We start from the raw sequence: 13,237 nt of genomic DNA, 5'->3' as shown, positions 1-13,237 counted from the left end.
GCGGTCAGCCGTCGCGCAGCATCGCGTCGGCGACCCCGGGCACGAGCCGCCGGACGACCCGGAACGGCCGTGCCCTGCCCACCGCGACCACCGGCACCCGGCGCGCGATCCCGGCGATGATCTGCCGGGCGGCGTCGTCGGGGCTCATCGCGCCGTCGTTGCGGCCCGCCGTCATCGGCGTGGCGACCAGCGGCATCAGCGCCTCCTGCACGCACACCCCGGCCGCCTCGTCCTCCCACTGGTAGCGCAGCGCCCGCAGGAACACCGCCAGCCCGGCCTTGGTGGCGCAGTACACGGGCGCGCCCTTCTTCGGTGAGTAGGCCAGGGCGGACGTGAGCGCGGTGAACACCCCGCGGGACCGGCGCAGGTGCGGTCCGGCCGCGCCCGCCAGCGCGATCGGCCCGGCGAGGTTGGTGTGCAGCTCGGCCAGCACCGCGGCGCTGTCCGCGGTGGACCAGCCGCCGGTGAACGACTGCTGGTGCTGCACGGCGGCGTTCGCGACCACGACGTCGAGCCCGCCGAGCGCCTCGGCGGCCCGCGCGACCAGCTCGGCGTTGCCCGCCGGGCCGGACAGGTCGGCGACCCAGCCGGTCACCCCGGCACGGCCGGTCGTCTCCGCGAGGCGGCCCTCGTCGCGCCCGCACGTCGCGACCAGCGCGCCCCGCTCGGCGAGCTGCCGGACCAGTGCGGCGCCGATGCCGCTGGTGCCGCCGGTGACCAGTGCGCGTGTTCCGTGGAAGTCCATGCGGCAAGACTGTCCGGGGAGGGCGCCGGTCGGCTTGTACGATTCCGCCATGCAGCTGCGGGTCCCCGGGCACGAGCGCACCGTGCACCCGCACCTGGCCCGCGCCGCGCTGCTCGGCGTACGCCGCCACGGCCCCGGCGCGACCGCCGAGGAGGTCGCCCGGCTCCAGGCGACCGGGGCGCCGGTGCCGGAACGCCTGCACCACCGGCTGCTCGCCGAGCTGGCCGGACATGGCTGGCCCGCGTTGACGGGCGCCGCCGGGCATCTGCTCGACCGCCCACGCGAGGGCGACGTCGCCGAGATGATCGACCGTGGCGCACTGCCCGAGCTGCTGGCGCTGCTGCCCTCGATCCAGCTGCGCTACCACGTGGGCCACACGACCGAGCTGCGCCTGGACGGCGATCTGCTCACCGTCACGCATCGAGCCCTGCTCGGACACCCGCCGAACCCCGCAGAGAGCCTGTTCACGGCCGCCGTCCACGAGGTGCTCGTCGGCGCCTGCACCGGCCGCCGCCCGAAGGTCACGCTCCTGCTGTCCGGCAGCGTCCGGCTCCCCACCGCGAAGCTCATGCGCACCGGCGGCACCCGGCCGGCCGCCGCGACGCCGGCAGGTGTCGCGTCCGCGGCTGGGTCAAGGCTCGCCGGTTGGGAGCTCGACCTCGGCGGACCGCCATCTCCGCAGTCGCCGGCGGCGGTCGTTCGTGACATGATCGCCGCCGATCCGGCCCGCTCCTGGCGGCTGGAGGCGGTCGCGGCGCGCCTGGCGACCTCGTCCCGCAGCCTGCAGCGCGCCCTGGCCGCGGAGGGCACCGGCCTGCGCGAGCTGGCGATCGAGACCCGGGTCGGCATCGCGCGCGGCCTGGTCCAGCGCACCGACCTCGGACTGGCGGAGGTCGCCGCGGCGTGCGGGTTCACCGACCACGCCCACCTGACGCGCTGCTTCACGGCCCGGCACGGGATCGGCCCCGCCGCCCTGCGCCGCACCGGGCAGGAGGAAAGGAAGGGCACCTTCTTAACGGACGTCCGTTAAGAAGGTGCCCTTCCTTTCCTTGGGCCGGTCCTGAAAGGATTCGGACGGTGACGACATCTCTGCTCGCGGTCAGTGACCTACATGTGTCCTACGCGGAGAACAAGCGGGTCGTGGACGGGCTGTGGCCGGAGTCGGACGGGGACTGGCTGATCGTCGCCGGGGACGTGGGCGACCAGTTCGCCGACGTCGAGGCGACGCTGCGGCTGCTGCGCTCCCGCTTCGCGAACGTGATCTGGGTGCCGGGCAACCACGAGCTGTGGACGCCGCCGTCGGACCCGGTCCAGCTGCGCGGCGTGGCGCGCTACGCCGAGCTGGTGCGGATGTGCCGTGACATCGGCGTGGTCACCCCGGAGGACGAGTATCCGGTCTGGCAGGGGCAGGGCGGTCCCGCCGTGATCGCGCCCCTGTTCCAGCTGTACGACTACTCGTTCCGCGCGCCCGGCACCAGCACCAAGGAGGAGTCGCTGGCCAAGGCGTACGCGGCGGGCGTGGTCTGCCGGGACGAGATGCTGCTGCACCCCGACCCGTTCCCGGACCGCGAGTCGTGGTGCTGGGCCCGGCTGGCCGAGACCGAGCAGCGCCTCGCCGCTCTCGACCCCGCCCTGCCCACGGTGCTGGTCAGCCACTGGCCGCTGGTCCGCCAGCCCACCGAGATCATGTGGTATCCGGAGTTCGCGCAGTGGTGCGGCACCGAGCGCACCGCCGACTGGCACGTCCGGTTCCACGCCGCCGTCGCCGTCTACGGCCACCTGCACATCCCGCGCACCACGCACTACGACGGGGTGCGCTTCGAGGAGGTGTCGCTGGGCTACCCGCGCGAGTGGGGGCGGCACGGCACGGACCCGAAGCCGATGCGGCGGGTGTTCACCGCCGCATCGGTGCCCAGCGGCTTCGACTGACCCGTCAGCGGGCCGCCTTGGCCGCCGTGCGCAGGGCCTCCAGCAGCACCTCGACGTCGTCGGCGGTCGTGTAGTGGTAGATGCCGGCCCGCACCGCGCCGCCGGAGTCGCGCAGGCCCATGGTCTGGAAGTACTCCCACGCGTAGTAGTCCCCGGCGAACGCGCAGATGCCCTGGTCGCCGAGCATCGCCGAGGTCGCCGCCGGGTGCTGCGCGCCGAGCCGGAACGAGACGGTCGGGCAGCGGTCGTCCGGCGCCGGGCACAGGGTCACCCCGTCGATGCCGGCCAGGCCGTCCACGAGCCCGGTGAACAGGCCGGCCTCGTAGTCGCGTACCGCGGCCAGCGAGGTGAGCAGCCGCTCCCGCCGGGAGCCGGTCGCGGCCGGGTCCAGCGTGGCCAGGTGTTCGACCGCGGCGGTGACCCCGGCGAGCGAGGCGAAGCTGGGCGTGCCCAGCTCGAAGCGCTCGGGCACGGCGTCGCTGGACGGGCGCAGCTTGAGCGGGTGCAGCGTCTCCAGCAGCACCGGGTCGGCGGCACACGCGGCCAGGTGCGGCCCGGACCACTTGTACGCGCTGGTCACGTAGAAGTCCGCGCCCAGCGCGGCGACGTCGGTCGGCTGGTGTGGGGTGGCGTGCACGCCGTCGACGTACACCAGCGCCCCGGCCGCGTGCGCCAGCGCGGCGATCGCGGGCACGTCGGGCCTGGTGCCGATGGCGTTGCTGGCGGCGGTCACCGCGACCACCCGGGTGCGCTCGCCGATCAGCGCCCGGTACTGCTCCGTGGGCAGCTGGCCGGTGGCCGGGTCGAACTCGGCCCAGCGCACGGTCGCGCCGCGCTCGGCGGCCAGCTGTACCCACGGGCGGACGTTGGAGTCGTGGTCGAGCCGGGACACCACGACCTCGTCACCGGGTTGCCAGCTCGCCGCGACCGTCCGCGCGATCAGGTAGGTCAGCGAGGTGGCGCTGGAGCCGAACATCACGCCGGCCGGGTCGGCGCCGAGCAGGTCCGCCACGGCCCGCCGGGCCTCGGCGACGATCTCCAGCGCGCGGCGGCCGGGCGCGAACGCGTCGCTGCGGTTGGCGACCGCCCCGGTGTGGACGGCGTGCACCGCCCGCGCCACGGGTTCGGCGACCAGCGAGCCCGCTGCCGCGTCGAAGTGCCGGAATCCCTCGCCCAGGGCCGGGTAGGCCGCGCGGGCTCTCGTGATGTCGAACGCCATGGCGGCGACTCTAACCCGGCTCGGGTTGTGTCCGCCGCCGCAGCGCCTGCCAGCCGAGCTGCACGCCGAGCGTCGCCGCCAGCGCGACGCCGAACGCGAGCGCGGTGCCGCGCGGCTCGGCGAGCACCGCCACCAGGAAGCAGAAGACGGCGAAGCCGACCAGCCCGTGGAGGACCCCGCGCAGGGTGTGCACGGCCTGGCCCGAGCCTTGCCGGGCGAGCACGAACGCGGCCACCACGCTGGTCGCGATGGGGAACGGCGCCAGCACGCCTAGGGGCCTGGTGACTTGCCCGGGAGCCCGGCCGGATGCCACTGAGAGTGATGAGTCAATCGCCTGATGTGCGTCTCTGCTGCTCAGGGTGGTCGGATGCGGCTCAGATTGTTGGCGATCGGGCTCGCGGCTGGCAACCTTGCCGCGTGCATGTGGATCAGCTCACCGACTTCGCCTGGACGTTCGACGTCGTGCATCCCGACCCCGACCGGCGCCGGGCGGCGATCGAACGCGAGCGCGGCTACCAGCAGGAGTGGGCGCGCCACCACGCCTGGGTGCGGATGGTGCGCCAGCGGACCGCCGAGGGCGGCGGCGGGTATCCGATGCGCCTGCTCGCCGAGTACGACCAGGTCCACGCCGCGATGCGCGACGCGTACGGCCGCATGTTCGCCGCCCCGATCTGGCACTACCTCTCCGGCGGCGTCGCGCTGGAGGAGCTGGCCCCGTTCACCCGCCACGCGGTGCTCTACCTGCGCTGGGAGACCGAGTACCCGGACGAGTGGGCGGCGCTGGGCAAGAGCTGGGCGGCCAAGCGGCACGTGCTGCGCACCCTCGCCGCGCTGGGGCCCACCCCGGAGACCCACGGCGACCTGCTCGGGCTGGTCGACGCCGCGCTCCGCCGCGAGCACCGCTGCGAGGACCTCGGCTACGTCAAGGTCGCCCGCGTCCTGCACGGGCCGTCGGTCCGCATGATCATCGACTGGGCCGAGGAGGACCTCGACGGGCTGGTCCGGCTGCGCGCCGGCTACCTGCGCTCGGCCCTGGACCACCCGGCCGCCCCGGTCACCCCCGCCTCCTGGCGCGCCTGGCTGCGCGGCTGACCGGCCCGGCATCGCCCAAGCGTGCGCGGAGCCCGGAAACCGAGCCGCGCCCGTACCGCCCGCCGTGGCTAGACTGCCCGCCGAGCGGTGCCGTAGCGCAGAAGTCGTCGCGCCCGACTGCGAATCGGGAGGACGCCGGTGCGAATCCGGCCGGCCCCGCTCCCACGGCGACGACAGGGGAGCGGGTATGGCCGACCAGCGGCGGGAACACCTCATCCGGCTGCCGCTGCACCACCCGGCCCCGGATGTGGTGGCCGAGTGCACCCGCCTGCGCCAGGCGGGTGACTGGGCGGGCGCCTGCCGTGCCGCCGGGCTGACGCCGTCGCTCGACCTCACCGAAGTGCGCGCCGAGTACGGCCTCACCGCCGCCGAGCAGATCGCGGCTGACCTGCGCCGCCTCGCCCCCGACCTGCTACGCGTCTTCCTGCCGTCCGACCATCTGCACCGATACCACTGGGGGCGGGTCCTGGTGCTGACCCGGCGGGTCCACGTGCACCGTCCCCGGGGCGCCGACTTCCGGCGGGAGCCCCAGCGCCTGATCGAGCTGCTCGACGGGCCGCTGCTCGTGATCACCGGCCCGGCCTCGCCGGACGAGCGGCGCGGGCTGCACCTCGGCGTCACCGACGCGTCCCGGCTGCCGAACTACTGGACCCCGCTGCCGTTGTGGTGCTGGGACGCCGAGGCGGTCGCCGAGCGGCGGGCCGCCTACGAGTCCCGGGACCTGGAGACGCTCGGCGACGCGGCCTGCCTGGAGTCCGGCCTGACGAGCGCCCACGACCTGCACCCGCTGGTGTTCGGCGCGGTGCGGCCGGGGCAGGAGCAGCGTCCCGGGCCCGTGCGCTTCGACCTGCCCGAGGTCATGGTGCGCTGCACCGGGCGCTGGCATCGCATGCGGGTGGGCGACGGTCGGCTCGCGGCCCTGGACCACACCCCGCAGGAGATCCAGCGGGAGCTGACGCTCGGCGCGCTCGGCGGCCCGGTGCAGGGCTGCGCGGCCGCGTTGCGGGCCTGGCAGACCGGCCACGGGCGGCTGCCGAAGCGGCTGCGCTGGCAGCGCACGGACCTCTACCGCGCCGCGCGGCACGGGCGCGCGGACGTGGTGATCGCGCTGCTCGACGCGGGCTTCGACCCGGCCGTGGCCGAGGGCAGCGGCGGGACGCTGCTGCACACGCTGTCCCACCTGGACCACGAGCTGCTGCTGCCCCGGCTGCTCGCGGCAGGGCTGCCGGTGAACGGCGCCGACAAGGAGGGCGGCACACCCCTGCACCATGCCGAGGAGGCGGACGCGCGGGAACTCGTGGCGGCGCTGCTCGCGGCGGGCGCCGACCCCGACGTGCGCGACCGCTACGGCCGGCTGCCCGCGAAGCTGCGGCCCGCGCTGCGCTACGACGCGGTCGCGAAGATCCGCACCCCCCTGGGCTGACCGGGGGCCGCCTCACGCGTCGGTGCCGACGGTGGGCGGCTTGGGGATGATCGCGAGTTCGTGTCAGAACCTGCGGTCCAGCCGCAGATCATGACACGAGACGGCGATCATCCCCGGCCACCGCGACGCCCAGCCCCGCCGAAAGGTTTCGGTTAACACCCGGACATCTTGCCGAAAGGGTTTTCGTAGGACATCGTCGTATCGCTCGGACACTTCGCTCTCACCGCCCCGTCCCCGAGAAAGGCGAAGAGATGTCCGCACTGTCCCGCCGTACCGTGCTGCGTGCCGGCGCGGTCGGCGCCGCAGCCGCAGCGGTCGCCGGTAGCCTGCCCGCGTCCCCCGCCCATGCCGCCCGCACCGACATCGGCACATCCGTCCACCCGTTCCCGCTGGGCGCGGTCACACTGCTGAGCGGCCCGTTCCTCAGCAACACCGGCCGTACCCACAGCTACCTGAACTTCCTCGACGCCGACCGGCTGCTGCACACCTTCCGCCTCAACTACGGCCTCAGCTCCTCGGCGACCGCGTGCGGCGGCTGGGAGTCGCCGACCACCGAGCTGCGCGGGCACTCCATGGGCCACGTGCTGACCGGCCTGGCCCAGGCGTACGCCAGCACCGGCACCACCAGCTTCAAGACCAAGGGCGACTACCTGGTCGCGCAGCTCGCGATCTGCCAGGCGCGCGCCGTCACGGCCGGCTACAACACCGGCTACCTGTCGGCGTACCCGGAGAGTTTCATCGACCGGGTCGAGGCCCGCCAGCAGGTCTGGGCGCCCTACTACACGCTCCACAAGATCATGGCGGGCCTGCTGGACATGCACCTGCTGGCCGGCAACGCGCAGGCGCTGACCGTGCTCACCGCGATGGCGTCCTGGGTGAAGTTCCGCAACGACCGGCTCACCCTCACCCAGCGGCAGAACATGCTCGACACCGAGTTCGGCGGCATGAACGAGGTGCTGACCAACCTGTACCAGCTCACCGAGAACAGCGCGCACCTGACCGCGGCGCAGCACTTCGACCACGCGGAGGTGTTCGACCCGCTCGCGTCGAACACGGACGCGCTGAACAACTACCACGCCAACACGCAGATCCCGAAGGTCATCGGCGCGATCCGGGAGTACCACGCGACCGGCACCACCCGCTACCGCGACATCGCGGTCAACTTCTGGGACATCGTGGTCGGCCGGCACACCTACGCCATCGGCGGCAACTCCAACGGCGAGTACTTCAAGGCCCCCAACCGGATCGCCAGCGAACTGTCCGACAGCACCTGCGAGTGCTGCAACACGTACAACATGCTCAAGCTGTCCCGGCTGCTGGTCTTCACCAACCCGGCCCGCGCCGCCGAGTACATGGACTACTACGAGAAGGCGCTGTACAACCACCTGCTCGGCGCGCAGGACCCGAACTCCTCGCACGGCTTCCACAGCTACTACATCCCGCTGCGGGCCGGCGGCATCAAGACCTACAGCAACGACTACGGCAACTTCACCTGCTGCCACGGCACCGGCATGGAGACCAACACGAAGTACGGCGACAGCATCTACTTCCACTCCGGTGACGACCTGTACGTCAACCTGTTCATCGCCTCGCAGCTCACCTGGGCGGCCAAGGGCGTGACGATCCGGCAGGAGACGACGTTCCCGGAGGCGCCGTCCAGCAGGCTCACGGTGACGGCCGGGTCGGGCACGTTCACGATGCGCGTCCGGGTGCCCGCGTGGGCCGGCGGCGCGAGCATCCGGGTCAACGGCACCGTGCAGAGCGGGGTGACGCCCGGCTCGTACGCCGTCATCACCCGCACCTGGGCCACCGGGGACGTGGTCGACGTCGCGCTGCCGATGGCGCTGGTGCGCGAGTCCACCCCGGACAGCGCCACCACCCAGGCGGTCAAGTACGGCCCGATCGTGCTCGCCGGGGCGTACGGCACCACGAACCTGTCCGCCCTGCCCACCCTCAACCCGTCGACCATCGCCGCGACGGCCACCCCGCTGCAGTTCACCGCGAGCGCCTCCACCGGCACCGTCACCCTGCTGCCGTTCTACAAGATGCACGGCCAGCGCTACACGGTCTACTGGAACGTCACCACTACCACGCCGCTGCCCGCGTTCGTGGCGCACTACCTGTTCAACGAGACCTCGGGCACCAGCGCCGCCGACGCCACCGGCAACGGGAAGACGGCCGCCCTGGCCGGGGGCGCGACCTGGGTCGCCGGGCGCACCGGCAACGCGGTCGACCTCAGCGGCACGTCCCAGTACGTGTCGCTGCCGTCGGCCATCCTGGCCGGGGCGTCCGCGTTCAGCATCGCCACCTGGGTGCGGCTGGACACCCGGACCAACTGGGCGCGGCTGTTCGACTTCGGCTCGAACACCACGTCCAACCTGTTCCTCGTGCCCAGCAGCAGCTCCGGCACCGCCCGGTTCGCGATCACCAACTCGGGCTCCGGCGGCGAGCAGCGCATCAACGCCCCGGCCGCGCTGCCCACGGGCGTGTGGACGCACGTCGCGGTGACCGTCGGTGCGGGCGTCGGCATCCTGTACGTCAACGGGGCCGAGGTGGCCCGCAACCCGGCGATGACGCTCACCCCGGCGTCGCTGGGCAGCACCTCGCAGAACTGGATCGGCCGCTCGCAGTACAGCGGTGACCCGTACCTGGACGGTGCGGTCGACTCGTTCCGCGTGTACAGCCGGGTGCTGACCGCGTCCGAGGTGTCCGGCTTCTATTCCTCGGGCCTCTGAGCCCGGCCCCGCCGGTCGCGGCCCTGGGCGGGCCCGCGACCGGCGGAGGCGGATTGTCGGGGTACGCGCGTAGCCTGGCGTCCCATGTGGAACGCTGCGCTGATCGAGGACCTCGCCTCGGCCGACGAGGCCGTTCAGTGTGCGGCCGAGCAGGCGCTGGTGCGAGCCGGGGCGGCCGCCGTGCCCGCCCTGGTCGACGAGCTGTGCCGCACCCCGCCGCGCGTCGACCGGACCGTGACCGGCGCCCTGCTGGCCCGCATCGGCGCGCCCGCGTTCACCCCGCTCACCGACGTCATGACCCGCCACCGGGTGCGGCAGGTGCGCCGCACCGCACGGTTCGCGCTGAGCTGGATGCGCCTGGACGACCTGACCCCGTACGCCGAAGCCCTGTCCCACCCCGACCCCCGCGTCCGGACGCAGGCGGCCATCGGCTTGCGGCATGCCGGTGCACGGGCCCTGCCGTACGCCACAGCCCTGCTGGAGCTGCTCGGCGACCCCGACGCCGACGTGCGCCGCCACGCCGTCGCGGCGGTGACCGCGCTCGGCCCGCAGGCGGTGCCCGCCCTGCTGCGTATCCGTGCCGGAGGGCCCGGCCGCTGCCGCCTCGCGGCGCTGACCGCGCTGGCCGGCATCGACCCCGCCGTGATCGCCGAGCGCGACCGGGCCGCGCTGGCCCGGCTCATCCGCATCAAGTCACGCACGGAGCAGCCGGAGCCGATGCGCCCGTGCGGCACGTGGCTCGCGCTGCCCACCACCGACCAGGCGGCGGTGCTGGCGGCGCTCGACCTGTCCGACGCGCAGCCGGTCACCCTGCGCCTCGGCACCGCCGCCTGGTGGCACGACCAGCACGCCGACGCCGCCACCATGGGCCACCGCCTGCACGCGCGGGTCTTCGTCACCCCGGCCGTGGACGGCTGGACCCTGGTCTTCGGCCTGCCCACCGCGCTCGCCCACGCCACGGACCCCGGCTCGTGGTCCCGGGCGGCCCGGGACCTCTGCGCCAGGCTCAGCGCTCGCTTCGGCGCCGCCCACCTCTACGGTATGGCGTGCACGGACGGCTGGACCGTGTGGTGCCTGGCCGAGCACGGCACCGTGCTGCGCTACTTCGAGGCCGACGGGGAGCGGTGCGGCCCGCGCCACCCGGCCGAGGAGGGCTTCCTGCTGCCCGGCGAGCAGCCGGACCTGCCCGCCGACGCCTACGCCGGGGTCGACCCCGCCGACCCCGGCGCCTGGGCAGCCCGCCGTGCCGACCTGGCCGAACGTCACGCGATCCCGCAGACCTGCCATGCCACCGACATCGCGGCCGCGACCTCGGCCGACCCGAGCACGTTCGGCCCGCACACCCGCATGACCGGGCGGGCGGTGCTCGCGCTGACCGCGTGCGGGCGGGCGTACGGCACCGCGCCCGGCGCGCTGGAGATCTGACGGGTGGCCCGGACCGGGTACCGTCAGCCGATGACCACGACCGACGAAGTCCTGACGCAGCTCGACGCCGCGGCCCGCGCCTTCCACTTCGCCGACCCGGATCACGGTTACCTGCACGCGATCGACGCGCGGCTGCACGCGTACCGCGACGAGCAGCGCTGGGCGATGGTCATCGAGATGGTCGGCTACCACTCCCGCGCGGGCAACGTCATCGATGTGCTGCACTGCTTCGGCAACTGCCTCACCGGCGGCGCCCCCGGTTACGGCGCGGGCGACTTCCTGGAGCGGATCGAGAACATGCACGCGCTGGAGCACGTCGGGCAGCCCGGCGGCCGCGGCGGCATGGTCCCGGTCGTGGTGCGCGGGGAGACCCTCCTGGCGCGGGCTGAGGCCGGGGACCAGCTGTGGGACGTCCTGCGCCGGCTCGTGCCCGAGTACCGCGACCTGCTGCTCGCCGACGAGCAGGAGCTGCGGCACCGGCTGCCGGAGGACCTGCCCCGGGTCCTGGTGCTGCAGGAGTGGTGGCACCGCGACCCGGCCCGCCACGACCAGCTGCCCAGCCAGACCGAGACGTTCCAGCAGCTCGCCCAGGTGCTCGCCGACGGCGACGTGGCGGCGTACCGGCCCACTCAGCGGCCGAACACCCACTGGTCGTTCTGGCCGGAGTCCGGGACGCTCTGACGCCGGCCGCCATGGAGGCGGGGCCGTCCCGGCCCATGGACCGTCCGTCCAGTCACGATCATGGTGGGGGCCGGTCGGGTAACGTCGGTGTCGTGGCGATCATCCTCGTGCCGTACCACCTCGACGAACGACTGCCCGATCGCGACCTGCCGCTGCCGCCGCACCTCGACGTCACCGCGGTGACCGAGGACCTGCCCGGCGGCGACGTCTGGGGGCGGCTCGGCAGCCTCTACACCTCGGTGTCGCGTGAGGTCGCCCGTGCCGCGCGGACCGGCTCGGTGCCGGTCGTCGTGTCCGGCGACTGCACGGTGTCCCTGGCCACCATGGCCGGGCTGCAGCAGGCCGGGATCGATCCGGGCATCGTCTGGTTCGACGCGCACGGCGACGTGCAGACCCTGGAGACCACGGCGTCCGGGTACGTCGGCGGCATGCCGTTGCGGATCATCGTCGGCTACCGGCCGGAGCTGATCTCGCAGCGGATCGGGCTGCGACCGATCGCCGAGGACCGTGCGGTGCTCGTCGACGCCCGGGACCTGGATCCGCCGGAGGCCGATTACCTTTCGAGCGCGGCCGTGCGCCGGAGTGGGGTCGCGGACCTGACCGGCGAGACCCTGCCGCCGGGGCCGCTGGTGCTGCACCTCGACCTCGACGTGATCGACTCCGGGGAGCTGGCCGGCCTGCGCTTCCCCGTGCCCGGCGGACCGACCGCGGACGACGTCCTGGCCGCCGCGCGACGGGTGCTCGACACCGGCCGCGTCGCCGCGATCGACGTCGCCTGCACCTGGCACCCGGGCGGCGCCGACCCCACCGGCCTGCGCGCCCGCCTGCTCGCCGAACTCACCGCCCGCTGACCGTCCGCCTCGGGAGGGCACAGTTTCGTCGAGAGCAGGGATGATCGCGAGTTCGTGTCGGAACCTGCGGTTCTACCCGAGCTTGTGACACGAACTCGCGATCATCGCCGTGGGGCGAGTGGTGACCGGGGCGAGCCGGGCTGGCGTGGTGGGCGCCCGGCGCGCGCGGTGGGAGCGGCGGGGAGGTCGGCGCGGTCGGCGTCGGGCAGCCAGTCGTGTGCGGGGTCGAACCGGATCGCGCCCGGCCCGGGCAGCAGCTTCAGCAGGCGGGGCAGCAGCGGGTGCGGGTTGTCCGCCCGCCACACCACCGACCAGGGCAGATACGGCGTCGGGTGTAGCGGTATCCGCACCACGTCGGCGGGCAGCTGCCACCATGCGCCCAGCGGCGTCACCCGCTCCGGCCGTCGCCGCAGCTCGGCCAGTGTGTGCTCGACGCCCAGGTTGCTCGCGGTGCCGGTCAGCGGCACGCCCAGCGCCGCCGCGTACGCCCGCAGCAGGCCGGTCAGCTCCGGCGGCCGGTCCTCGAACGGGATCCACAGGCCGTACTCGGCCAGCTCCGCCGCGCCCACCGACCCGGCCCCGGCGAGCGGGTGCCCGGCGAGCACGCCCACGGCGATCGGCTCCAGGCACACCAGCCGCCGGTGCACCCCAGCCGGCCAGGGCATGTCCAGGTCGTGCACGCGCCCCCAGGCCACGTCGAGATCGCCGCGGGCCACCGCCTCCAGCGCGGAGCCGAGACCGCGCCGCATGCTCAGCTCCAGCAGCAGGTCCGGGTACGCCGACACCAGCTCGCCGAGCAGCGACAGCGGCCGGTGCACCGGCCCCCACACGTCCACTTTCAGCGGCAGCACCGTCGGCCGGGCCGCCTGTGCCGCGCGCGCGGCCAGGAGCAGCAGCTCGCGGGCGTACGGCAGGAACCGCCCACCGGCCTCGGTCAGCTCGACCCGCTGCCCGCCGCGCTCGAACAGGCGCTCGCCCAGCGCCTGCTCCAGACGGCCGACGCGTTTGGACGGGGCCTGCTGGGTCAGGTACAGCCCCGCCGCGGCCCGCCCGAAGTGCAGCTCCTCGGCGGCGCGCACGAACGCGCGTACCTGCGCCAGATCCAGATCCATCGGGCCAGCCTGGCCTGACAACCGA

At 74.0% G+C, this 13,237-nt stretch carries 12 protein-coding genes and 1 tRNA gene; 9 read left to right on the top strand and 4 right to left on the bottom strand.

The window, feature by feature from the left end; all coding sequences use genetic code 11:
- Positions 1-4 precede the first annotated feature (4 nt).
- Positions 5-745, bottom strand: a complete 741-nt coding sequence (locus Cba03nite_RS08630; RefSeq protein WP_203743857.1) for an SDR family NAD(P)-dependent oxidoreductase — start codon at positions 743-745, stop codon at positions 5-7.
- 49 nt (positions 746-794) lie between these two features.
- Between Cba03nite_RS08630 and Cba03nite_RS08625 the strand changes: the two genes are divergently transcribed.
- On the top strand, positions 795-1,775 hold the full coding sequence (locus Cba03nite_RS08625) for a helix-turn-helix transcriptional regulator (protein ID WP_203743855.1): 981 nt from the start codon (positions 795-797) through the stop codon (positions 1,773-1,775).
- Between the two features lie 47 nt (positions 1,776-1,822).
- A complete protein-coding gene (locus Cba03nite_RS08620) occupies positions 1,823-2,674 on the top strand; it encodes a metallophosphoesterase family protein (RefSeq protein WP_203743853.1) in 852 nt (283 codons plus the stop codon).
- 4 nt (positions 2,675-2,678) lie between these two features.
- On the opposite strand, the gene Cba03nite_RS08615 is transcribed toward Cba03nite_RS08620, so the two are convergent.
- Together Cba03nite_RS08615 and Cba03nite_RS08610 are read right to left on the bottom strand one after the other, a co-directional pair.
- Entirely contained in the window at positions 2,679-3,893 is a 1,215-nt protein-coding gene (locus tag Cba03nite_RS08615) for a cysteine desulfurase-like protein (protein WP_203743851.1), read from the bottom strand.
- Between the two features lie 10 nt (positions 3,894-3,903).
- Positions 3,904-4,161 (bottom strand): hypothetical protein, encoded by a 258-nt coding sequence (locus Cba03nite_RS08610; RefSeq protein WP_203743849.1) that lies wholly within the window; start codon positions 4,159-4,161, stop codon positions 3,904-3,906.
- A gap of 149 nt (positions 4,162-4,310) precedes the next feature.
- On the opposite strand from Cba03nite_RS08610, the gene Cba03nite_RS08605 reads away from it, so the two are divergent.
- The 7 genes from Cba03nite_RS08605 to Cba03nite_RS08575 all read left to right on the top strand — a co-directional run bounded on the left by Cba03nite_RS08605 (position 4,311) and on the right by Cba03nite_RS08575 (position 12,100).
- Positions 4,311-4,985, top strand: a complete 675-nt coding sequence (locus tag Cba03nite_RS08605; protein WP_203743847.1) for a hypothetical protein — start codon at positions 4,311-4,313, stop codon at positions 4,983-4,985.
- An 86-nt stretch (positions 4,986-5,071) separates the two neighbouring features.
- Positions 5,072-5,144, top strand: a tRNA-Arg gene (locus tag Cba03nite_RS08600).
- 28 nt (positions 5,145-5,172) lie between these two features.
- Positions 5,173-6,408 (top strand): ankyrin repeat domain-containing protein, encoded by a 1,236-nt coding sequence (locus Cba03nite_RS08595; protein ID WP_203743845.1) that lies wholly within the window; start codon positions 5,173-5,175, stop codon positions 6,406-6,408.
- Between the two features lie 251 nt (positions 6,409-6,659).
- Positions 6,660-9,143, top strand: coding sequence for a glycoside hydrolase family 127 protein (locus Cba03nite_RS08590; RefSeq protein WP_203743843.1), 2,484 nt, complete (start codon positions 6,660-6,662; stop codon positions 9,141-9,143).
- A gap of 84 nt (positions 9,144-9,227) precedes the next feature.
- A complete protein-coding gene (locus Cba03nite_RS08585; protein WP_203743841.1) occupies positions 9,228-10,568 on the top strand; it encodes a HEAT repeat domain-containing protein in 1,341 nt (446 codons plus the stop codon).
- Positions 10,569-10,598: 30 nt separating this feature from the next.
- A complete protein-coding gene (locus tag Cba03nite_RS08580; RefSeq protein WP_203743839.1) occupies positions 10,599-11,249 on the top strand; it encodes a DUF7003 family protein in 651 nt (216 codons plus the stop codon).
- A 92-nt stretch (positions 11,250-11,341) separates the two neighbouring features.
- Positions 11,342-12,100, top strand: coding sequence for an arginase family protein (locus Cba03nite_RS08575; RefSeq protein WP_203743837.1), 759 nt, complete (start codon positions 11,342-11,344; stop codon positions 12,098-12,100).
- A 101-nt stretch (positions 12,101-12,201) separates the two neighbouring features.
- Here Cba03nite_RS08575 and Cba03nite_RS08570 read toward each other — a convergent pair whose 3' ends face one another.
- Positions 12,202-13,212 carry a LysR family transcriptional regulator gene (locus Cba03nite_RS08570; protein WP_203743835.1) on the bottom strand — a complete coding sequence of 337 codons (1,011 nt, stop codon included), beginning with the start codon at positions 13,210-13,212 and terminating at the stop codon, positions 12,202-12,204.
- Positions 13,213-13,237: the final 25 nt, after the last annotated feature.

Source organism: Catellatospora bangladeshensis (assembly GCF_016862575.1).
In the GTDB taxonomy this organism is placed as follows: Bacteria; Actinomycetota; Actinomycetes; order Mycobacteriales; family Micromonosporaceae; genus Catellatospora; species Catellatospora bangladeshensis.
Note: the sequence above shows the minus strand (reverse complement) of the source record. Positions and strands in the feature narration are given on the sequence as shown.

What these genes read in the sequence shown, in the direction of transcription:
- Cba03nite_RS08630 (WP_203743857.1), bottom strand. Translation starts at nt 745, where the DNA reads ATGGACTTCCACGGAACACGCGCACTGGTCACCGGCGGCACCAGCGGC.
- Cba03nite_RS08625 (WP_203743855.1), top strand. Translation starts at nt 795, where the DNA reads ATGCAGCTGCGGGTCCCCGGGCACGAGCGCACCGTGCACCCGCACCTG.
- Cba03nite_RS08615 (WP_203743851.1), bottom strand. Translation starts at nt 3,893, where the DNA reads ATGGCGTTCGACATCACGAGAGCCCGCGCGGCCTACCCGGCCCTGGGC.
- Cba03nite_RS08595 (WP_203743845.1), top strand. Translation starts at nt 5,173, where the DNA reads ATGGCCGACCAGCGGCGGGAACACCTCATCCGGCTGCCGCTGCACCAC.
- Cba03nite_RS08590 (WP_203743843.1), top strand. Translation starts at nt 6,660, where the DNA reads ATGTCCGCACTGTCCCGCCGTACCGTGCTGCGTGCCGGCGCGGTCGGC.
- Cba03nite_RS08585 (WP_203743841.1), top strand. Translation starts at nt 9,228, where the DNA reads ATGTGGAACGCTGCGCTGATCGAGGACCTCGCCTCGGCCGACGAGGCC.
- Cba03nite_RS08580 (WP_203743839.1), top strand. Translation starts at nt 10,599, where the DNA reads ATGACCACGACCGACGAAGTCCTGACGCAGCTCGACGCCGCGGCCCGC.
- Cba03nite_RS08570 (WP_203743835.1), bottom strand. Translation starts at nt 13,212, where the DNA reads ATGGATCTGGATCTGGCGCAGGTACGCGCGTTCGTGCGCGCCGCCGAG.